The 20,018-nt window shown below is 49.4% G+C and carries 17 protein-coding genes and 3 pseudogenes; 11 read left to right on the top strand and 9 right to left on the bottom strand.

Annotated features, from left to right (window positions below; translation table 11 throughout):
- Positions 1 to 65 precede the first annotated feature (65 nt).
- Positions 66 to 794, top strand: a complete 729-nt coding sequence (locus DQX05_RS20120; RefSeq protein ID WP_119795286.1) for a 3-ketoacyl-ACP reductase — start codon at positions 66 to 68, stop codon at positions 792 to 794.
- Between the two features lie 507 nt (positions 795 to 1,301).
- Here the strand turns inward: DQX05_RS20120 and DQX05_RS20125 are convergent.
- Positions 1,302 to 1,414 (bottom strand): annotated as a pseudogene (locus DQX05_RS20125) (butanediol dehydrogenase); the annotation flags it as partial.
- Between the two features lie 241 nt (positions 1,415 to 1,655).
- Between DQX05_RS20125 and DQX05_RS20130 the strand changes: the two are divergent.
- Positions 1,656 to 2,674 (top strand): annotated as a pseudogene (locus DQX05_RS20130) (LacI family DNA-binding transcriptional regulator).
- Positions 2,675 to 2,732: 58 nt separating this feature from the next.
- Here DQX05_RS20130 and DQX05_RS20135 read toward each other — a convergent pair.
- From DQX05_RS20135 to DQX05_RS20150, 4 genes are all read right to left on the bottom strand, one after another.
- On the bottom strand, positions 2,733 to 3,311 hold the full coding sequence (locus tag DQX05_RS20135) for a PepSY domain-containing protein (RefSeq protein ID WP_119795287.1): 579 nt from the start codon (positions 3,309 to 3,311) through the stop codon (positions 2,733 to 2,735).
- Between the two features lie 114 nt (positions 3,312 to 3,425).
- Positions 3,426 to 3,971 carry a PepSY domain-containing protein gene (locus DQX05_RS20140; protein WP_119795288.1) on the bottom strand — a complete coding sequence of 182 codons (546 nt, stop codon included), beginning with the start codon at positions 3,969 to 3,971 and terminating at the stop codon, positions 3,426 to 3,428.
- Between the two features lie 108 nt (positions 3,972 to 4,079).
- Entirely contained in the window at positions 4,080 to 5,447 is a 1,368-nt protein-coding gene (locus DQX05_RS20145) for a sensor histidine kinase (protein WP_119795289.1), read from the bottom strand.
- A complete protein-coding gene (locus DQX05_RS20150) occupies positions 5,444 to 6,142 on the bottom strand; it encodes a response regulator transcription factor (RefSeq protein WP_119795290.1) in 699 nt (232 codons plus the stop codon). Before DQX05_RS20150 ends, DQX05_RS20145 begins: the two co-directional genes overlap by 4 nt.
- Before the next feature lie 208 nt (positions 6,143 to 6,350).
- Between DQX05_RS20150 and DQX05_RS20155 the strand changes: the two genes are divergently transcribed.
- Together DQX05_RS20155 and DQX05_RS20160 are read left to right on the top strand one after the other, a co-directional pair.
- Positions 6,351 to 7,622 (top strand): hypothetical protein, encoded by a 1,272-nt coding sequence (locus tag DQX05_RS20155; RefSeq protein ID WP_119795291.1) that lies wholly within the window; start codon positions 6,351 to 6,353, stop codon positions 7,620 to 7,622.
- A gap of 172 nt (positions 7,623 to 7,794) precedes the next feature.
- Positions 7,795 to 8,310 (top strand): annotated as a pseudogene (locus tag DQX05_RS20160) (sensor histidine kinase); the annotation flags it as partial.
- Between the two features lie 93 nt (positions 8,311 to 8,403).
- Here DQX05_RS20160 and DQX05_RS20165 read toward each other — a convergent pair.
- From DQX05_RS20165 to DQX05_RS20180, 4 genes are all read right to left on the bottom strand, one after another.
- The gene (locus DQX05_RS20165) at positions 8,404 to 8,916 is read right to left on the bottom strand and encodes a ferritin (RefSeq protein ID WP_087443112.1); all 513 of its coding nucleotides are present in this window, start codon (positions 8,914 to 8,916) and stop codon (positions 8,404 to 8,406) included.
- A gap of 99 nt (positions 8,917 to 9,015) precedes the next feature.
- A complete protein-coding gene (locus tag DQX05_RS20170) occupies positions 9,016 to 9,510 on the bottom strand; it encodes a DUF4362 domain-containing protein (protein WP_119795292.1) in 495 nt (164 codons plus the stop codon).
- Between the two features lie 45 nt (positions 9,511 to 9,555).
- A complete protein-coding gene (locus DQX05_RS20175) occupies positions 9,556 to 10,194 on the bottom strand; it encodes a SurA N-terminal domain-containing protein (protein WP_119795293.1) in 639 nt (212 codons plus the stop codon).
- Between the two features lie 75 nt (positions 10,195 to 10,269).
- Positions 10,270 to 11,007, bottom strand: coding sequence for a M12 family metallo-peptidase (locus DQX05_RS20180; protein WP_119795294.1), 738 nt, complete (start codon positions 11,005 to 11,007; stop codon positions 10,270 to 10,272).
- Between the two features lie 354 nt (positions 11,008 to 11,361).
- Between DQX05_RS20180 and DQX05_RS20185 the strand changes: the two genes are divergently transcribed.
- The 7 genes from DQX05_RS20185 to DQX05_RS20220 all read left to right on the top strand — a co-directional run bounded on the left by DQX05_RS20185 (position 11,362) and on the right by DQX05_RS20220 (position 19,950).
- The gene (locus DQX05_RS20185; RefSeq protein ID WP_259392135.1) at positions 11,362 to 11,928 is read left to right on the top strand and encodes an RNA polymerase sigma factor; all 567 of its coding nucleotides are present in this window, start codon (positions 11,362 to 11,364) and stop codon (positions 11,926 to 11,928) included.
- A 288-nt stretch (positions 11,929 to 12,216) separates the two neighbouring features.
- Entirely contained in the window at positions 12,217 to 12,672 is a 456-nt protein-coding gene (locus DQX05_RS20190) for an S-layer homology domain-containing protein (protein ID WP_259392136.1), read from the top strand.
- Between the two features lie 735 nt (positions 12,673 to 13,407).
- Positions 13,408 to 14,430 (top strand): ABC transporter substrate-binding protein, encoded by a 1,023-nt coding sequence (locus DQX05_RS20200; RefSeq protein ID WP_119795296.1) that lies wholly within the window; start codon positions 13,408 to 13,410, stop codon positions 14,428 to 14,430.
- Between the two features lie 103 nt (positions 14,431 to 14,533).
- On the top strand, positions 14,534 to 15,640 hold the full coding sequence (locus tag DQX05_RS20205) for an ABC transporter ATP-binding protein (protein ID WP_119795297.1): 1,107 nt from the start codon (positions 14,534 to 14,536) through the stop codon (positions 15,638 to 15,640).
- A complete protein-coding gene (locus DQX05_RS20210) occupies positions 15,637 to 17,292 on the top strand; it encodes an ABC transporter permease (RefSeq protein WP_119795298.1) in 1,656 nt (551 codons plus the stop codon). Before DQX05_RS20205 ends, DQX05_RS20210 begins: the two co-directional genes overlap by 4 nt.
- Positions 17,293 to 17,468: 176 nt before the next feature.
- Positions 17,469 to 19,169 carry a sensor histidine kinase gene (locus DQX05_RS20215; protein WP_119795299.1) on the top strand — a complete coding sequence of 567 codons (1,701 nt, stop codon included), beginning with the start codon at positions 17,469 to 17,471 and terminating at the stop codon, positions 19,167 to 19,169.
- Positions 19,162 to 19,950, top strand: coding sequence for a response regulator transcription factor (locus DQX05_RS20220; protein WP_119795300.1), 789 nt, complete (start codon positions 19,162 to 19,164; stop codon positions 19,948 to 19,950). Before DQX05_RS20215 ends, DQX05_RS20220 begins: the two co-directional genes overlap by 8 nt.
- Positions 19,951 to 20,018: the final 68 nt, after the last annotated feature.

Here is a 20,018-nt window from a genome sequence, read left to right on the forward strand (position 1 = left end):
AGTGAGTTGGCATGTACCATGCGCTATCGGCGCAAATAATGAACCCAAAAAGGAGAGACGTACCTATGGAACTGAACAATCTCGCGAACAAGACAGCCCTCATTACCGGCGCCGGAAAAGGAATCGGCAAAGCATTAGCTGTCGCACTTGCCAAGGAAGGCACGCACCTCGGGCTCATTGCCCGCACGCAGTCTGATCTGGAGGCATTGAAGGCCGAGCTGGCCGGGCAATACGATGTCAAGGTTGCGATCGCCACAGCCGATGTCGGCTTGCAAGCCGAAGTGGACCATGCAGTCGCTTCTATTCAAGAGCAGCTCGGCCCGATTCATATCGTCATCAACAACGCCGGCATCGCCTCGTTCGGCACGCTCGCCGACATGCCGGTGCAGGAATGGGAGCGCATCATTCAGGTGAACCTGATGGGCACTTATTATGTTACGCGCGCCGTGCTGCCGGGCCTCATCGCCCAGAACGAAGGCAGCATTATCAATATTTCTTCGACGGCGGGCGAACGCGGCTTCGCGACCGGCTCCGCCTACAACGCATCCAAGTTCGCGGTCATGGGCTTGACCGAGGCGCTGATGCAGGAGGTGCGCAAGCACAACATTCGCGTGACAGCGCTCACGCCAAGCACCGTCAATACCGAACTGGCCGTCAACGCCGGGCTCAAAATTGGCGATGAAGACCGGATGATGCAGTCGGAGGATGTCGCCGAGCTCGCTCTCGCCGCCTTGAAGCTGCCGCAGCGCGTCTTCGTCAAGACAGCTGGCATCTGGACGACGAATCCGCAGTAAGGCCTCCGGCCATTCCTATGAAAAAGAGGGGCATTTTCGCCCTTCGGTCCTATTTTTTGCCTGTGATATCCATCCATATGAAGGGGCTGTCTCATAAGCAGTTTTTTAGCCTGCTGCAGGTAGACAGCTCCCTTCTTCTCCATGCTCGACTTGCCAAAAAACTGCTAAAATGCAGCTTTTCTATATGACGTTTACTCCGTGACATGAATTCCTGCAAAACTGCATCAATTTCAGCCATACCTATAGAATAAAAGCAAAAATCGGATAAAATGGTGCGTTTTTGCAGCAATTTCATCAAATACCCGCTATAATGGCGTAAATTCCTGCATTATCGCAGGATTTCGCTCCAGCTCCATGTTCCACCGCTTTGCCGGCTGCCGGATGTATTAGGGCAAGCTAAGCGACAGAAAAAGAAAAAACCGGAGCCCCGCTCACGCAGAGATCCGGCGTATATCCGGTCTGTATCCGTCTATATTTATTAATCCGCTTTAACCAAAATTTTGACCTGCCGCAGATTCCGCACCATTCGACTTTTATTTTCACTTGCCTTTGAGAGCCTTCGGTTCCTCGATGTTCTCCAGGCGCAAATCCTTCACGCCATGCCATCTCAAAGCTTTCACTGCGATCATCTCCCTGGACGTGTAGATAATGAGTGGTTCGATAGATTGAATGTATGGAAAATAAATGATCACTTCGCAAACGTTTCCGATATTAAATATGTCACAATGCACGTTAATGTCAATTCTATTCCTTGTTTTTGTGAAATGATAATGAAGAAAGACGATTCTATGGTATCATGTTCTTGATTTGTTCACATGATGCAGATGGAAGCAATTCCAGAGAAGGCAGGAGGACAGAGGAATGGGCCGCAACAAAGTAACGATAGAGGACGTAGCCGCCAAGGCGGGGGTCGGGATCGCGACCGTCTCGCGAGGGATTAACGATGCGGAAGGCATTAGCGCGAAGACAAAGGCGAAGGTGATGGCCGCCGTCGAGGAGCTGGATTCATTCCCAACACTTCTGCCCAAAGCTTGAAGGTGCACCAGACGAAGCAAATGGCGCTCGCCGTCCCGGATATTCGGAATGCGTTCGTTCCGGAAATCGCCTATGCGATCGAGCAGGCCGCCAAGCATTACGATTACCGCGTCGTTCAAATCAATACGCTGGGCAACGCGCGCGCGGAGCTGGAACTATTGAAGGAAGCCAAAAAGCTTCATGTCGATGGCCTGATTCTGCTGCCGCTCGCCTATCCGAAAACGTTGAAGGACTGGATCAACAAATCCGATTGCAATTATTAACTATGGCGAAAAATGGAGGCCGATATCAAAGCCGATATCGTGAGCATGTCCGCCCAGGAGGGCCGGCTCGCGATGGAGCATCTCCTCAACATCGGCCGCACGCGAATTGCGTACGCGGGCGCGCCCAAGGATATTATCGAGGAGCGCTTCTTCGCTTATGAAGACGCTTTGCATCAAGTCGATATTTCGCTCGTCTATTTCGGCGACGATTTCTCGCTGCAGACCGGAATGAAGGCCGCGGATTACTTCGCCGGACTGACGCATATGCCGGACGCCGTGTATGCGGGCAACGACATGATTGCGATCGGACTGCTGAACCGGTTCAAGGAATTAGGCGTCCGTGTGCCTGAAGATATCGCCATCGTCGGAATCGACAATATTTTCTGGGGTACGATCACGACGCCGAAGCTGACCTCCGTCTCGATTATGGGCGCCGAGGTCGCTAGAGTAGCCGCGGAGCTGCTGCTGAACCGGATAATCGAGCAGAAGCAGGGCGTGTATGAGCGGGTTCAATTCGAGCCGCGCCTTATCGTGAGGGAGTCCAGCATATCGATGACCCGGACTTCCCGGCAGTTGGATTGACGCAGGTCCGGCCATGCAAAAAGAGGGGAGCCCGTCCCCTCTGCCGCCTTATGCCGCCTTAATCAAAGTCCCACTCATCATCGTCGTCATCTACATCTTTCTCCACAATTTTGCCCGTAAACTTGTCAATTTTGTATTCAACTTCGAGATTTCCGTTTCGAATTTCGATTTCGTAGACGTTTTTGTCGGAATCAACCTCAATCACCTTGCCCGGCGTATCCTGAAGTGCGATGGCGATCGCTTGCTTCTTCGAAATGGTTGCCGTCCGATCCTGAGCTTGGCCCTGGCGGCGCTCACGCTTACGATCGTCCGCATCATCGTCATCATCCCATTCGACCTGGAGCACCTTGCCGGACACAGCATCCAATGTCACTTCATTGTCATCACGGCCGTCTGCCGTTCTGATTTCGACCTCGAATACCATGCGGCCGTTCTCCTTTTTCAACTCGACGCTTCGGATGTCGCCGTTCACTTCCCGAAGAGCTATCTCCTCTGCCTGCTTCGATGTTATAAGTTGTTCGCTCCCGTACGATGAGCTCTTGACGGCCCCGTTCGCCTTGCCTGCGGCCGCGGCTGCCCCTACGGCCCCTCCAAGCAATAATAAGCCTGCCATACCGGCGATAAATGTACGCTTCATATCCTGCTGCCTCCTTCATTTAAGGTGTTACCCTTACTATAGACAACGAAAATGAGGAAACGCGGATAGAAAAATGAGAATTTGCTGAGAAGCAGCCGACCTTGCCGAGCGGCCTCAGTCATCCCAGGTTACCGACTTGACTTCTCCGGTTATCGCGTTGATCTGAACCGTTCCATCCTCGCCATCTTCCCGATCGATTTCGACCAGGTAATAAGCGACGCCGTCCAACTGAATCAGGTCGATGTCATCGACTTCTCCGCTCACGTGCTTGAGCGCGATAGCGGCCGCTTCGTCTTCCGTAATCCGTTGCTGGGGCTCGGACTCCGGCTTCGATGCCGCGGGCGGCTTCTGCTTATCCGGCTGTACGGCAGGCGGCTTCGCTTCCAGCTCTGGTGCGGCCTGTGTTCGGGTCATCCCGCCGATGCTTCCTTTATCCTTGTCAATATCGACTTCATACGTTCCCGTACTCAATTCCATCGTAACCCGGTAGGCCCGCGGAAGCTCGCTGACTTCCACGACTTCGCCCTTGTACATTTCCTTCACTTTGCTGGCAGCTTCGGCCGCGGACAAAGGCTCGGCAAAGGTGATCAGGCGAACAAGCTGCCAGACCACAATGGCGAAGAACGCGATTACGGCTGCGCCTAGCCATGCTTTTTTCATGATTGCGCCTCCCTATTTCCAGACTCCCTCACCGGCTTTGCTTCAGTATACATGAGCAACATGAGAAATCGATGAGCTTGCGGTGCTCTACATTGGATAACTCCGCGATCAAAACCGCCCCTTTTCTGCGGCCCTTTTAAAGGTGATTCGAACCATAGTGCCATGGCCTTCAATGCTCTCGATGCGAATATCGGCTTCCAGCACCTCGGCAATTTCCTTGGCAAGTGCCAGGCCCAGGCCGAAGCCGCCCTTCGCTCTTGTTCTGGCCTTATCGACCCGGTAGAACCGGTCAAAAACCTTGTCCAATGAAGCCGCCGGGATGCCGATGCCCCTGTCGCTAACCTCGACCACCGCCGTTCGGCCTTCTTTTTTGATGCGGACCCCGATTGCTTCCTCGCTATATTTGCGCGCATTATCCATCACAATATAAAATAATTGTTTGCATTTTTGAACATCCGTGTCGATGATCACGTCTGTTTCCTGCTGGAGCGTAATGTCACGGTGGTACGCCTTCTCAAAAGCGCGGACCCAGTCTTCAACCACTTGCCCCAGATCAACAGGCTCCATCGTGACCTTCCACATCTCATCATGCTTCGCCAGCAGCAGCAACTGCTGGGTCAGATCCTTCATCCGAATCGCTTCCGAATGTATCGCCTCGACCGACTCGTCGAACAGCTCGGGCTGCTCCCTCCCCCTTCTTTTCAACAGGGATGCATAGGATTCGATAATCGTAAGCGGTGTCTTCAGCTCATGGGATGCATTGGAAATAAATTGGCCCTGCTTCTCGTAGTTGACTTCGAGCAGATCCATCATATGATTGAACGTGTCGCCCATCTGGTAGAGCTCATCCTTGGACTTCTTCGGCAGCGGAATCCGCTTGAACTGCCCGCTTCGCTGGATATCGCGCATCGTCGCAATCATCGATGAGATTGGGCGGGTGATGAAGTTGCTCAGCAGCTTGGCCGAGATCAGGACGGGCAGGATAGCGAGCCCCGACACCAGAATCAGGACCACCCGCAAAATACTGAGCATGTCGGCGGTAGGCTTCAGACTTTCCGTCACTTGCAGGTTGGCTACCTCGCCGCCATGCCATACAATCGGAATCGACACGAAGACATGCGGGATGCCCTGGTAGGTAACTATGTTACGCTCTTCCTGACGATAATAAGCAACGGGGAAATCGCGAAGCTCCTTCAGCTCCGGCGGCGCCACCGCCGCGCCCCGGCTTCCGTCCGCATTGACGATCTGGAGAATGCCATGGAGCGGCACATAGGCCCGCAGCAGCTCATCGGGCGGAATCGACGTGCCGGCCTGATTGATCCCCGCCAGCGCCTGCTGCGCTTCGGCGGCCACTCTGTTCGCTTCGCGGTCCAGGATCATGCTGCTGAAAATATAATAAATGGCCGCGTTGACTATCAGGATAAGCGCGATGAACAATACTGATGTGTATAGATTGATTTTATTTCGAAGCTTCATCTCGTATCCCTCAGCACATAGCCTACTCCGCGCACGGTATGAATCAGCGCCGTATCATAGGGCTTATCGACCTTATGACGCAGGTAGCGAATATAGACATCCACGATATTCGTATCCCCGTAATAGTCGTATCCCCACACTCCATCCAAGAGCTGCTCCCTGCTCAGGACCTGCCGGGCATGCTTCATCAGATACGCGAGCAGGTCGAACTCGCGGGGCGTCAGTTCAATGCGGTCCTCCCCGCGCTTCACTTCATGCGTCAGCTCGCTCAAGCTTAGATCGGCGACCGTCATCCACTCGGGCTGGATCTCGGCGGCCGGGGGCATCCGTCTCATTCGCAGCGAGGCGCGAATGCGCGCCAGCAGTTCCTCCATCTGAAACGGCTTCGTCACATAGTCATTGGCCCCGAGATCAAGGCCCGATACTTTATCCTCCACGGAGTCCTTCGCGGTCAGCATCACGACCATCGTATGCGGATCATGGGAACGGATACGGCGCAGCAGCTCGATTCCGCTAATGCCGGGCAGCATCACATCCAGCAATATCAGGTCCCAGGACTGCTCCTGGAACAGCCGGAACCCCTCCAGGCCGTCCAGTGCCTTGCCTACCTCATACCCTTCATACGTCAGCTCCAGCTCCAGCACGCGGGCAATTTTCTCTTCGTCTTCGACGATCAATATTTTAGGCTTGTCCATATCGGCCTCGTTTCTCCTCCGCGAATAGGTTCTTGGCTTTCGAATTTAGTATAAACCGTGCCCTGTATTCCGTCTAACACGAAGTCATCATTTCCCAGAAAACAGGAACCCTGTCATAACAAGCAGGCTCCCTCGTCTGCCGCTGCTTCATGTTCACCGATTCGGAATGGTATGATGAAAGCAACAAAGATTATCGGAGGGCCCCGCAATGGATAAGCGAATCAAGGAATGGATTGATTCCGCGCAGCTCAAATTCGGATTGGACAACTATGACCTGCATTCCCATCAATTGTACCGCAAAGTCACGCTGCTGAACGAGACCAACTATTTTCTCAGCATGGAATGGTTCCCTTCTCACATCACGGAATGGGAGGAAGATAGCAATCCGGAGGGAACTGCCGTCATTACGGTAAATTTGCATACCCGCCAATATATAAGCGTTATTTTTGTGGGCGGGAAGTCATTGGCAACGGGGAGGCCATTCCAACAGGCCGGCTTGAATGAGGTCATCCGGTGGATTGAAGCGGAAGCCGGGATCGCGTATGGCAAGCAGTTCTGTCTGGATAAGGAACAGGAAGGGGAATATCACTTTACCGAATGCATCGACGGCGTGCCCCTCTCTCCCGGCGGGCGGGCCGAGCTTCAGTTCGACACGGAGGGCAAGCTCACCTTTTACAGTGTGTACGGAACATTCCCGGACCGTTCCCTTCTGCAAGAAGCGGACTATACGCTTACGCTGGAAGCGGTGGAGCTGCTGGCGAGGAAGCAATTGAAGCTGCTGGAGCTTCCCTTGCTGGAGGAGCGGCGGATTATTCCGGTGTACGGTCTGGAGGAAATCTATATTGCCAATGACGGCGTAACCGCCATCCCGTTCGAGATCAACAGAGGTGCAGCAATGAGCGTGAATATCGAGAAGCTTATGACCTGGGAGCAGCCGACGACGGAACCGGAGCCTTTGGAAAGAATCGAGATCGTTCTGCACGAGACCGTCACGCTGGAACAAGCGGAATCCCGTGAGCCGCATCCCGAATCCTTGCCAATTACGGAGGCGGAACAAGCCAAGTGCATTGACGCTGTCGAAGCTGCATTGCCCCAGCTCTATCCGCAGGATTCCGGGCAGTGGATCCTCAAAAGCTTGCAGCGGGAAAGAGGATACATCCAAGCCATATTGAGACAGAGCACGCCAAGCAATCGGATCTTTCAGCGGAAGCTGCTCCTGTTCATCGATCCTCATCGCTACAAGGTCATCAATTATATGGATAACGCGCCGCTGCTCTCCATGTTCGATGAATTCCAGCTCGAAGAAAAGGTTGCCGTCAGCCACGAGGAGGCTTTCGACAAACTCAAGGGCCGCCTCGAATTAACGCCTGTCTATGTGTATGATCCGCAGCGGAACAAGTATTTGCTGTGCGGCAAGCTGGATTGTCACTATGGCGTAAAGGCTGCTAACGGGGACGTGGTGGAGTTGAATAGCTTGTAGGGGAAAGGAAAAGCCTTCCTCGGCCCGTGTCGGTTAATGGTCACTGCACACCGGTTCCACAAGAATCAATGTGCCATTCCGACACGTAATCTTCCTCCCCGCCCGAATCCATTTTCCCAATAAGCGTAAAGGCTGCAACACTACCCGCGAAATGCAGTGGCTATAAGTGACCTCAGAGCGGCTGGAGAAGACCGAGCAGGAGAAGAAAAGGCTGGAGGCCAACAAGCAGCGGATGCTTGTCATTTCCCATGATCTGAAAACGCCGATTCCCACGATCCATGGCTACGTGGAAGCATTGCAGTTGGGGCTCATTCATGATGAAGACAAGAAGCAAAAAACGTTGGACCTAATTCAAGATAAAACACAGCTCGTGGCGGCCTTGATCGAGGATGTGTTCGAGCTGTCCAAGCTGGAGCTCCCGGACTATCCGCTTACGACCGAGGTGTCGGACATCGCCGATAACGGCATCGGCATCGCGCCGGAGCTGCAGGACAAAATATTCGATGCCTTCGTCCGCGGCGATCAATCCCGGAGAAGCGATGGAGGAAGTGGGCTCGGTCTGACGATTGCCAAGCATATTGTCGAGAAGCACCGGGGCAGGATTCGCTTGGATGTGTTGGATGGCGGACTGGAGAGCACAGCCGGCGGGCATGGCACGATATTCCGAATTGCGCTGCCAAGAAGATAGTGGGTTCCATGAGAGGTTGGGGCCGGGCACAGCAAAAAAGCCGCTTTCCCATGAACTTGTTCAGGGAAAGCAGCTTCTTGTTGTGAATGCAGCTTACGCTTCGCCGGCCGGCGGCGTGAAGGTGCGCTTCGCGAGCTCGGCATCGAGCATATAGAAGGCATTGCTATCATTATCAATGCGGCGCAGCTTCTGAATGATGCTGTCGAAGGTCGCTTCTTCCTCTACCTGCTCGTCAATGAACCATTTGAGGAAATTGATTGTCGCATGCTCCCGCTCATCCCACGCGATATCCGACAATTCATAGATTCGCTTGGTCACCGTCTGTTCATGCTCATAGGAATGCTCGAAGGCGTCCAGCAAGGAGCCGTACTCATTCTGCGGATGGTCCATGCCGCTGACAATGGCCCGTTTGCCCAATGCATTGATAAAGTGGTAAATTTTCATCCCGTGGAATTTCTCTTCCTCCGACTGCACGATGAAAAAGTTCGCGAACCCGTCAAAGCTCTCCGACGAACAATAAGCCGCCATCGCCAGGTACACCTGGGAAGAATAAAATTCATAATTCATTTGATCGTTCAACTTCGCAAGCAGCTTGTCGCTTAACATCGGATCACTCCCCTAAATAGCTTGTCTAGATGAGAAGCAAGCACATCCCGCTTCCTTCTATTCTCAGTATGTTGGAAAATGTCAGCGATGTAAAGGGAATTATTGGCTGCGCTGAAGATCGGGATGAATTTGGAGAATGAGCTTTTTGTTGCTCTCATCATCTTTTCGGCTAACCCAGTATTCAATGAAAGTCCCGTTATAATGTGCACTGAACCGTTCCTCAACCGATATCCGATCATAAGTTTCTTGCGTGCCGTTCACGGTGACTTGAATGGCATTGCCATCGAATGCGAGATTCGTTCGGATGACTCCGCCTTCTTTGGTGCTCGCTAGAACCTTGATTTCATCCTTTATTTTGTGATTCACGTTCTCCATAAACTTATCCAACCGCTGCAGGTTGCGAATTTCTTTATGGCTCCAGAAAATCTCATCATCTTGAGCTTCCGGTTCGCTCGACGCTTGTTTTGTCTCACCAATGGCGTCATGATTTGAAGCGGTTCCCGTCTGACCTGGCAGATCATGATTCGATGGCGAATAGGAGCATCCGTTGAGAATGACGATGCCCGTCATGAGAGCACCCCATAATTTCCCCATTCATATCCCCCTGTCCTCGTAAAAATACCCCGCAGTAAACGGGGATTATCGATATACATATTCAATATTCGCATTTCCCACTAAGGAATGAACCCATTCATCAAAGTGCTCTTTTCCTTTCTTCAGGACATAGCTATGAGTAAATTGACTGACTAAAGCGCGATTTTCTTCTTTATCATACTCGCTTTTATCTTGAATTACCCCTTCGGATACCATTTCCGCTTTAACAAGCTCGACATCAATGGGATTGTCTTTTACATAATCAGACATGATTTTGTCCCTCGTCCCTTGATACAGCATTCGTAGCTTTAATGCCTCTCTATAGTTGTCGATATCCCCGTATTGCTTGACGGCCAGATCGTAGAACAAGTTCTGATTCATGTTTTTTAAAGCATCCATTTTATGATCTAACTCGGCTTCATCCACCGTAATTCCTAATTTACCGGCTTCCTGGAGCACAAGAACCTCTTCAATTGCGCTATTCACGACGTCTTCTTCGGAGACCTTGATGAATTCCCCTTTATCTTCATAGCGCTGTAACACATTTTGAATCTCCTCATGGGAAATGATCTCGCCATTTACCTGAATCAGCGAAAAGTCAGACTTGGCCGAACAACTGATGATCACAAAGCTGAACAGAAAAACAAAAAGACAAAAAACGATCTTTTTTCCTTTAAAGTGCATCAGCACACCCCCTTATGATAAGAACTTCCTTCCCAATTCTATGAATTGAGAAGGAAGAATCGTTACCGCCTCCTATTAATACATGTTCCTAGCAGCATACCAATCGGCATGATGCCCTTTGCAGAACCGATCGATAAACCCAAAGCCAACGGCCGTCATCACGCAATTCTTTCCGTCATAAACCGAACTTCTCTCTTCTTCATCGTGGTGCAGACCATACATATGCCCCGCTTCATGCTGTGTCGTCTCCGCATTGGTACTATACCCGTTGTCAAAAATGGTGGAGTAAGGACTGCTAAGCGTTGCGATCCCCGCAATATTGGAATTATCGCTAGGTTTGAGGCCCGAGAACGCAATCATAATATCCGCCTTCTGATTGCCGTTGTAAGTCAAACCGTGTTTGTTCCGCGCATCGTTCAATAATCCGGAACTGGTGGTTGAAGAAGACTGCCATACAGGTTGAGCCACGGACAAGAAGTTGATGCCGAATTGCTCCTTCAAGGCCGTGCCGGCACGAGCAACCACTCGATTGACTTCATTTGCATAGTTTTGGTACGTAGAGCGCCATTTCTGATCGACAGGAGAGGTGACATTGACGGTAATATCGGCCATTCTGAAAGCCGGTCTATCATATTCAACAATGGCCTCCCCGACATAAGGCGCAGCCTGTCCAGGCATCTTCAGCTTTACTTCTAAGCTACTGTTGACTGCTGCGCTATTGTGATCATGACCGCTATGACCTGCAGCATACATTGGACTGGCTGACACAAGGAGCAAGAGCGACGCAAATAGAATAGCAAGCTTCTTCTTCATTACAAATTCCTCCTTTTATTTTCATATTTTAATTCGGCCAATCTACTCGGTTCGAGCTTTCCCCCCTTTCATTGCAAGCCTGTTGCGATCAATGACCTATCTCGTCAGCACACCCGTCAGTCCAGCCATTGTTCAACAACTTACTTATATAACGTTGGAATTTAGCAAAAACTAACGCTGAATCTCCAAAATTTTCTACTATTTTTATCAAACAAAAATATTGACTACAATAAAGAAACTATGTAAATATTAAGATTTTTTCCGTTTTTTGTTGTATACTGCGATTAGATAGTCTGCGTCTATCCGCAGCTAAAATTCGAAAAATAAGGAGAATTGGCAATAAGGGGGGGTTTTATGGAACAGTGGTATTATCTGTTGCGAAGCCCATTTGCCAGCCTAGATCCTGCCACGCAACAATGGGTATATCGTTCCTTCTATCAATTCGTGTACAAGGACATATATTTCAAGACACATGATCGTTCCCTTACCGAGGATATTATTCAAGAGGCTTTCCTTAAGGCATCGATGCAAGGTCCCCACCTGCAATCCGACATCAATATTCCGGGGTGGGTGAAGCAAGTCGCACGGACTACCGCACTGGATTGGCTGCGAAAAAAAAACAAAAACCGTAAAATTGCAAAGCTAGCGCATGCGTATATGGATGCCAAGGCATCACATGAGGTAAGCGTGGCCAGCGCCGTAGAAACCAAAGTAAGAGACGAACTGCTTCACCAAGCGTTAGCCGAGCTCAAAGAGGATTACCGCACCATACTGATGCTGTTCTATATCGAAAACAAATCTTACCGGCAAATTTGCCAAGAGCTGCAATTAACCGAACCCGTCCTCACCCAACGTTTGGCGAGAGCCCGCAAAAAATTGCTCCGTCACTTTTTACAAAAATGGGCTCCTCCCGATGAGTGACATCATCCAAGTCTCACTCTCTCCACCGCGAACATGTACACCCCAAGCCATTTCATACCGAGTGTCCCCCGTCTGTTTACAATAGGATTATGAGACAGGTACAAGAATTCGCTTTAATCCTGCATTTTCCTTTATCTTTCGACAAAGAATTTATGGCTTCCAGCGGGGACCCAGATGGCCAGGGACTAAATTACGACAGAGATTATATAATGGCGGAAGAATAATACCAGGTATGGATTAAGGAACAAGCTATGTCGTCATCGAATCCAGGAAGGCAGTTGGATCGAGGTGGAGGTCCGGGAGCCCGCCAAGGGCGATGCCGTCAGTTCATGGGCCTTGCCCGGCTATCAACAAGCGAAGAGCAACGGCATCATTCCGCTGAACTACGATCATGCTTACCAGTCGCCCATTACAAGGAGCGATTTTGCCAAGTTAACGGTGAAGCTCTGCGAAAATATGTTGGCCACGCCGCTTGCTCAAGGGACAGCGCCCTTCCAGGATACGAAGAACGCAGACATCGCCAAAGCGTACAACAATGGGCTCATGAACGGAACCTCCAAGACGAAGTTCACGCCATCCGGCAGCATTACACGCCAGCAGGCTGCAACGCTGCTTATGAATGCGCATGCGCTGTTTGTCGGAGCGGACGGACAGAAATTCAATCCGGACGGAGTGCTCACCTATGAACAGACCTTTGTTCTGCTGAACAATCTATTCGAGAAGTTTGCAGGTACGGAGGCATGAAGACGGCCGAATAAGGGCCAATATAGAGATGATAGAGTTCGAAAAGAGGGGGCTGCCCCTCTTTTTTATTTTTGCCTGACCTTCTGCCCGCTATAGCTTTCCATCACTTCCGCCAATCCGCTCGCCTTAGAAGGCGGGACTTTCGGAAGCTCATCCGATAAGATTTTTAAATTTTGGCCTCTAGCAGCATAATTTATTTGGGGATTCGGAATTCTATCACAAAGCAAGAAGCAGCGTGACCGCTTTTATTTCCTTTCTGTTTGATAAAAGCTTTTTGCGAGGTTAATTCCTTTGTTCTTTCAATTGTCCGCCAGAACGGTAAGCCTCCTTAATTCCTATATGCAAGTCACCAGATCCGCTGCTCCTCCATTTACACATCACTACCTGATTATGATTGGAGTAAAAGCAGAATGTTCCCCCATTAGATTTTTTTCATGGGTATTCCTTGATGGTTCGATTCCGAAGAGATAAAGAGACCACTCTTCATAAGGTCTCTGTCTTCTAGGAAAACCCAATCCCCTTCAACCGGATGTTCCCTCCTGAAGAAATCCCAATTCCACGGCTTTTCTTTACGATTTACCAACTCTTTGAAAATAACCTGTTTATTAACCTTTTATATTCAAAGATCACTTGCGAATTTTAGACAATGTTTTCGGATCGTGGGATTCTGTAAGCGGTACCAGTCTTGCTACAATGAAGTTGCAACTAAACGATTTTCGTTCAGGGGGAATAAATATGAAAAGGTTTTCTATGTTGCTGTTAGCTTGCATGCTAGTTGTCGGGGCGCTTAGTGGTTGTGGAAATAGCGAGTCGGATGCAGCATCATCCAATAAACTCGTCATCTACAGTCCGAATAGCGAAGAGATCATCAAGACCATCATTCCAATGTTCGAAAAGAAAACAGGGATTACGGTTGAGCTTGTAACGGCTGGAACAGGCGAAATTATTAAGCGTTTACAATCGGAAAAGAATAACCCGTACGCAGACGTGATGTTCGGCGGCTCCATGGCGGGTTACCGTGAAAATGCCGACCTCTACGAGCCTTACGTATCGCCGGAAGATCAATATTTACTTGAAGGCCACCGCAATACGACGGGCTTCGCCACGCCTTACATTTCAGACGGAAGCGTGCTGCTCGTAAATAAGAACCTCATCGGCGATATCAAAATTGAAAGCTATGAAGATTTGCTGAATCCGCAGCTGAAAGGGAAAATTGCATCTGCCGACCCGGCAAGCTCCAGCTCCGCCTTCGCCCAACTCACCAATATGCTGAAGGCAATGGGCGGCGATTATGAGAGTCAAGAAGGCTGGGACTATGTTGCCAAATTGATCATGAACCTGGATGGTAAAGTTGCAAGCGGTTCCGGCGCCGTTCATAAGAGCGTGGCTGACGGTGAATATGTTGTCGGCTTAACTTATGAAGATCCGTCCAGCACCTATGTCCGCAACGGTGCACCTGTAGAAGTCGTGTATCCAAAGGAAGGCGCCGTATTCCTGGATGCTGCATCCGCTATTATTAAAGACGCGCCGCACATGGACAATGCCAAGAAGTTCATCGACTTCATCCTATCCAAAGAAGCGCAAGACGCATTCGGCACGGAACTGACGAACCGGCCGCTTCGTATCGATGCGCAGCTTGGAGACTACATGACGCCACTTGCCGACATCCACATGATCGATGAAGATACGGACTATGTTAGTGAGCATAAATCCGAAATCATCGAGCAGTATATCAATCTGTTCACAAGCATCAGATAAACTATAATAGCGTGTCAAAAAGTCCGGTTTTCAGCACCGAGAAGAGTAGCATCGAGCTCAAAAGCGGACTTTTTGACTACCTCTAAAAGGTTAGGTGACAACAATGAGCGTGACAATAACAATCAAAGACCTAATAAAAAAATATGGCGATACCACCGTCATTCCTGAGTTGTCCCTGGAGATTAAGAAGGGTGAATTCTTCACCCTTCTTGGTCCTTCGGGATGCGGCAAGACTACACTGCTGCGCATGATTGCCGGCTTCAACAGCATTGAAGGCGGAACGATTAACTTTAACGAGCGTGTCATTAATCAGGTCGAACCGGGTAAGCGGAATATCGGAATGGTCTTCCAGAACTATGCCATCTTCCCTCACCTCACGGTCAAAGGAAATATCGCATTCGGGCTGGAGAATCGAAAATTATCCAAAGCGGAGATTAGCTCCAAAGTGGATGAAATCTTGCAGGTCGTGCAAATCGAACAATACAAGGACCGCATGCCGAAGAACCTGTCCGGCGGCCAGCAGCAGCGCGTTGCCCTAGCGAGAGCGATTGTTATCCGGCCGGATGTGCTGCTGATGGATGAGCCGCTGTCCAATCTGGATGCGAAGCTGCGGGTCGATATGCGGAACGCGATCAAAGACATTCAACGAGAAGTCGGCATTACCACCGTCTACGTCACGCATGATCAGGAAGAAGCGATGGCCGTATCCGATCGCATTGCGGTAATGAAATCAGGCATCATTCAGCATCTGGGCACGCCTCAAGAAATCTATCAACGTCCTGCGAACGTATTCGTTGCTACCTTCATCGGACGCACGAACATTATCGAAGGAAGCTTGTCGCGAGAAGCAGGCAGCTATCAACTGCATATCGGTTCAAGTTATTCGGAAGAGCTCTCTAACATTCAAGTGCCAGCATCGAATAAGCAAGCCGAGCTTGACGTCCAAATCTCGGTTCGGCCGGAAGAATTCATCATGACCGAGGATCAATCCGGCTTGAAGGCGACCATTGTGCACAGCGTATTCCTCGGACAGAACACGCATTACTTCGTCGATCTGGAATCCGGTCAGCGCGTAGAGATTACACAGGAGTCGAAAACCTCACAAATCCTGGAGCCTGGCCAAGTCATTTATTTGAAAGTGAAGACGGATAAAATCAATGTGTACGATGCTACAGGTGAATTGAATTATACAAGGGGCGGTCAGCTATGAAGGGGACGCACAAACGATTTGACGTCTGGACTAACATCTCGTTCCTGATCTTTCTATTCTATATTCTTTTTCTGGCCCTGCCATTATTTACGATGCTGGTCAAGAGCGTGTACAACGGCACGACAGGTGAGTTTTCATTCGCTTATTTTGTGAAGTTTTTCAGTAAGCCTTACTATTTAAATGCACTATTCAACAGTATAAAAGTTACCGTCTGTGTAACTGCCCTAGCGGCCATTATTGCAACACCGCTGGCCTATATCATGGCCACCGTTAAGATTAAAGGGAATTCAACCATACGGATTTTAATTCTGATCTCGTCGATGTCGGCCCCATTCATTGGAGCTTACTCCTGGATCTTGCTGCTTGGGAGAAACGGCGTCATTACCCGCTTCGTCAGCAACACATTTGGGATTACGATGCCTGACATATATGGATTTACGGGGATTTTAGTAGTCTTGACCTTGCAAATGGTGCCTCTCATCTTCATGTATGTATCCGGGGCGCTGAAAAATGTCGACCAATCGCTGATGGAAGCTGCCGAGAGCATGGGCTATAAAGGCTTCACCAAAATGCGCAAGGTGCTGCTTCCGCTCATTACGCCAACCTTGCTCGCCGGCGGTCTGCTCGTATTCATGCGGGCGCTTGCCGATTTCGGTACGCCAATGCTGATTGGGGAAGGATACAAGACCGTTCCTGTCTTGATCTTTAATGAATTCATCAGTGAGGTCGGCGGTGACGACGGATTTGCAGCCGCAATCAGCGTCATTGTCGTATTGTTCGCAACCGCTATCTTCCTGATGCAGAAATATATCTCCCATCGGAACTCGTTCACGATGAGTGCGTTGCATCCGATTGAAGCCAAGAAGAAAAAAGGAATCGGCAATATTGTGGCACATGCCGTCATCTATCTGTATACGTTTATCGCGCTATTGCCGCAGTTGTACGTCATCTATACTTCTTTCCAGAAATCGAACGGCCGAATCTTCGTTGACGGATACTCGCTGCAAAGCTATCGGGATGCCTTCAATAATATTGGCAGCGTCATTACGAACACGTTCTTCCTGGCCATCATCTCGCTGGTCGTCATTATCCTGCTGGCGATACTCATCGCTTATGTAACCGTTCGCCGGAAGAATGCGTTGACGAACACACTTGATATTTTCACGATGTTCCCTTATATCGTACCTGGTTCTATCCTAGGGATTGCCTTGTTGATTACATTCAACAATAAGCCACTGATACTAAGCGGAACCGCACTAATCATGATTATCTCGTTCGTCATTCGGCGCCTGCCTTATACGATTCGATCAAGTGCAGCCATTTTGCATCAGATTAGCGATGGGATTGAAGAAGCCGCGATCAGCTTGGGCGCTTCCAAGATGAAAACGTTCTTCAAGATTACTCTGCCGATGATGCTGGCAGGCGTCGTGTCCGGAGCGATATTGAGCTGGATTACGATCATTACGGAATTAAGCACCTCTATCATCTTATATACAGGCAAGACGAAGACCGTTACGGTGGCTATCTATACCGAGGTCATACGCGGGAACTATGGCGTGGCCGCAGCGCTGTCCACGATCCTTACCATCATTACGGTCGTATCGCTGCTGGTGTTCCTGAGGCTCTCAGGACAAAAAGAACTCTCGCTCTAAGAGGTCGCTTTTGATCACGAAGTGATACCGAAAGTAACTCGGCATCGAATCTAAATATACACATCCAAGTCGGTACCTGTACTAAGGGCCGGCTTGGTTGTATTTGGATGATCAGCTATGAACGGCAAGTCCTTATAATAAGAAGTGAAGGGCTATCATAGGTGGAGGGGGATGACATGGAACAGAAAAAGATTCGGAACTTCAAAGAGTCAACCCGTCACTTATTTCGACTCTATACGATTATTCCGTTTGCCATTTTAATCGTCTTGTTTTTCATTTTCACCATCATTAATGGAAGAATGAATCTGACGCAAAAAACAACGGAGGCTGCCCAATCCATCAGTCAGTCCATGGCAGAGGTATTTCAACAGTACTACGAAGAAATCAATCGCATGGCCGCCTCGCCTGCTGTGATGAACTATATGACCACCCATCTGGGCAGTGAACATGTGTACTCCGAATTTTATGAATTCAACAGTCACCAGAAGGTGAAGAGTATTTTCCATATCGTCGATACGAATGGCATCTTCCGGGCTAGCACCGAGTCGCCGGATGCACTATACGCCAGCTTTGCCTTCGGCAATCTCATTAACCGGATTCATCAGAGACCGGACGACACACTGACCGAGATGAACAGCTTTCGTTACTCCCATGATCGCGATACGAGCTATACGTTCGGCAAAGCGATTGTCAAGGACAAGCAAACGATAGGCTATATCGTCTATCAACTGTATGAATCCGATATGCAGAAGCTTATTTTTGAACAAAATAATGAAATTGCGATCATCACCGATGAACATAACACGATCATTGCCACAACCAGCAATGTCACCAAAGGCGTCCTGAACAAATTCAGCCCTAAGCTGGACAATCAAGGACATGTTCTGTTGCACGGCGGCAAGTACTATATGTATTCCAAATGGATACCAGACACGCCCATTCAAGTGCTCACACTCAACTCCTACAAATCCGAGCATTACACCTACTATACGGTGTCTGTCTTTGTCCTTGCGGCCAGCCTGCTGTTATGGGTTATCATTCATTTCTTGTCGAACAAAATGTCTGCCCGCAATTCCGAGTCGATCGAGAAATTAATTCTGGCTTTGGCACAGCTGCGCGAGGGGAACTTCAATGGCTATGTCGATATCCAGACGAATGACGAATTCGAAATTCTCGGCGATGAGTATAACGCGATGCTGGATCGGTTAAAGGATTTGATGGAGAAAAATAAAGAGCTGTCCGAGCTCCGCACCATTATTGAAGTGAAGCAGCTGCAATCCCAATTTCATCCGCATTTTATATTCAACGTGCTGGAGACGTTGCGCTATGCGATTAAGATTGACGTCAAGCAAGCGCAGGAAATTGTCATGCTGCTATCCAGACTGCTTCGATACAGCATCGGGCCTGATCGCAGCGTCCAGCTGAAGGATGATATGAATTATGTGCGGGATTATTTGAAGCTGCAGCACATTCGGTTCAATGAACGGCTGGAGTACCGAATCTCCGTAGCGGAGGAAACCCATGATATATATGTCCCCAAGCTTGTGCTTCAGCCCATCATTGAAAACGCTATCAAATATGGCTATCGGAACCAAACCAATGTGCTCATTGACATTCGGATCTACCCTTCTGCCGGCAAGCTGATGCTGGAGGTCTGCGACAACGGTCAAGGCATGGATGAAGAGACGCTGCAGAAGGTCAACCAACTGTTGCAAAGTCAAAATAACACGACGCAACATATCGGGCTGTATAATGTTCATCGCCGTCTGGTGCTTCTCTATGGCGAGGACTCCGGCATCCACATCACCAGCACGCAAGGAAAAGGCACCTGTGTGACACTGACAATTCCTTACGAATGGAGGGAAAATGATGTTTAAAGTTCTGCTGGTTGAAGATGAAGATATGATCCGCAGGGGAATACGATTCAGCATTGATTGGCTGGAATACGATTGTATCGTGATCGAAGAAGCGCTTAACGGACAGGATGGCTATGACAAGATCTGTGAGCTTGAGCCGGATATTGTCATTACGGATATCAACATGCCGATTATGGATGGCATCGCCATGATTCGAGAAGGACTGCGGAAGCATACCTTTAGCAGCATTATCATTTCCGGCTACAATGAATTTCATCTCGCCAAGCAAGCATTACAATTAGGCGTGACCGAGTTCCTTGTGAAGCCATTAGAGGATGACCAATTGATTGCAGCGCTGGAATCTGCCAAAGAAAAAGTCGATCTTCTGCGCAAATACGAAGTCATTTCCAATCATCCGCAAGAAACCGAAGAGATTCTGCACAGCAAATTTTTGGAGAAAGAAACGAAGACATCGAAGTATGTATCCCAAATGATCGCCTATGTACAGGAGAATTATGCGAAAAAAATCAGCATCCATGACCTCGTGGACCAGCTTGACTTAAGCGCCTATTACTTGAATCAGAAATTCAAGGCAGAGACAAGCTATACGTTCAATGAGTTCCTCAACCGCTATCGTATCCACAAGTCGATGGAGTTATTGAAATCAGGCGATAACAAAGTCTATACGATAGCGCAGGATATCGGATTTAGCGACTACAAGTACTTTATCAGCATTTTCAAAAAGTACGCCCACGTCACACCAAGCCAGTATCAAGAATATTTCAGAGAAAAGAACGCGTAACATCGCAACTCATGCAGAGAACACCTCTTCCTGCTAGGCGGCTATTGCTTGACGCTTCCGCTCTAGGT

Source organism: Paenibacillus thiaminolyticus (assembly GCF_003591545.1).
GTDB classification, from domain to species: domain Bacteria; phylum Bacillota; class Bacilli; order Paenibacillales; family Paenibacillaceae; genus Paenibacillus_B; species Paenibacillus_B thiaminolyticus_A.

What these genes read in the sequence shown, in the direction of transcription:
- DQX05_RS20120 (WP_119795286.1), top strand. Translation starts at nt 66, where the DNA reads ATGGAACTGAACAATCTCGCGAACAAGACAGCCCTCATTACCGGCGCC.
- DQX05_RS20135 (WP_119795287.1), bottom strand. Translation starts at nt 3,311, where the DNA reads ATGAAGCGTACATTTATCGCCGGTATGGCAGGCTTATTATTGCTTGGA.
- DQX05_RS20140 (WP_119795288.1), bottom strand. Translation starts at nt 3,971, where the DNA reads ATGAAAAAAGCATGGCTAGGCGCAGCCGTAATCGCGTTCTTCGCCATT.
- DQX05_RS20145 (WP_119795289.1), bottom strand. Translation starts at nt 5,447, where the DNA reads ATGAAGCTTCGAAATAAAATCAATCTATACACATCAGTATTGTTCATC.
- DQX05_RS20150 (WP_119795290.1), bottom strand. Translation starts at nt 6,142, where the DNA reads ATGGACAAGCCTAAAATATTGATCGTCGAAGACGAAGAGAAAATTGCC.
- DQX05_RS20155 (WP_119795291.1), top strand. Translation starts at nt 6,351, where the DNA reads ATGGATAAGCGAATCAAGGAATGGATTGATTCCGCGCAGCTCAAATTC.
- DQX05_RS20165 (WP_087443112.1), bottom strand. Translation starts at nt 8,916, where the DNA reads ATGTTAAGCGACAAGCTGCTTGCGAAGTTGAACGATCAAATGAATTAT.
- DQX05_RS20170 (WP_119795292.1), bottom strand. Translation starts at nt 9,510, where the DNA reads ATGGGGAAATTATGGGGTGCTCTCATGACGGGCATCGTCATTCTCAAC.
- DQX05_RS20175 (WP_119795293.1), bottom strand. Translation starts at nt 10,194, where the DNA reads ATGCACTTTAAAGGAAAAAAGATCGTTTTTTGTCTTTTTGTTTTTCTG.
- DQX05_RS20180 (WP_119795294.1), bottom strand. Translation starts at nt 11,007, where the DNA reads ATGAAGAAGAAGCTTGCTATTCTATTTGCGTCGCTCTTGCTCCTTGTG.
- DQX05_RS20185 (WP_259392135.1), top strand. Translation starts at nt 11,362, where the DNA reads ATGGAACAGTGGTATTATCTGTTGCGAAGCCCATTTGCCAGCCTAGAT.
- DQX05_RS20200 (WP_119795296.1), top strand. Translation starts at nt 13,408, where the DNA reads ATGAAAAGGTTTTCTATGTTGCTGTTAGCTTGCATGCTAGTTGTCGGG.
- DQX05_RS20205 (WP_119795297.1), top strand. Translation starts at nt 14,534, where the DNA reads ATGAGCGTGACAATAACAATCAAAGACCTAATAAAAAAATATGGCGAT.
- DQX05_RS20210 (WP_119795298.1), top strand. Translation starts at nt 15,637, where the DNA reads ATGAAGGGGACGCACAAACGATTTGACGTCTGGACTAACATCTCGTTC.
- DQX05_RS20215 (WP_119795299.1), top strand. Translation starts at nt 17,469, where the DNA reads ATGGAACAGAAAAAGATTCGGAACTTCAAAGAGTCAACCCGTCACTTA.
- DQX05_RS20220 (WP_119795300.1), top strand. Translation starts at nt 19,162, where the DNA reads ATGTTTAAAGTTCTGCTGGTTGAAGATGAAGATATGATCCGCAGGGGA.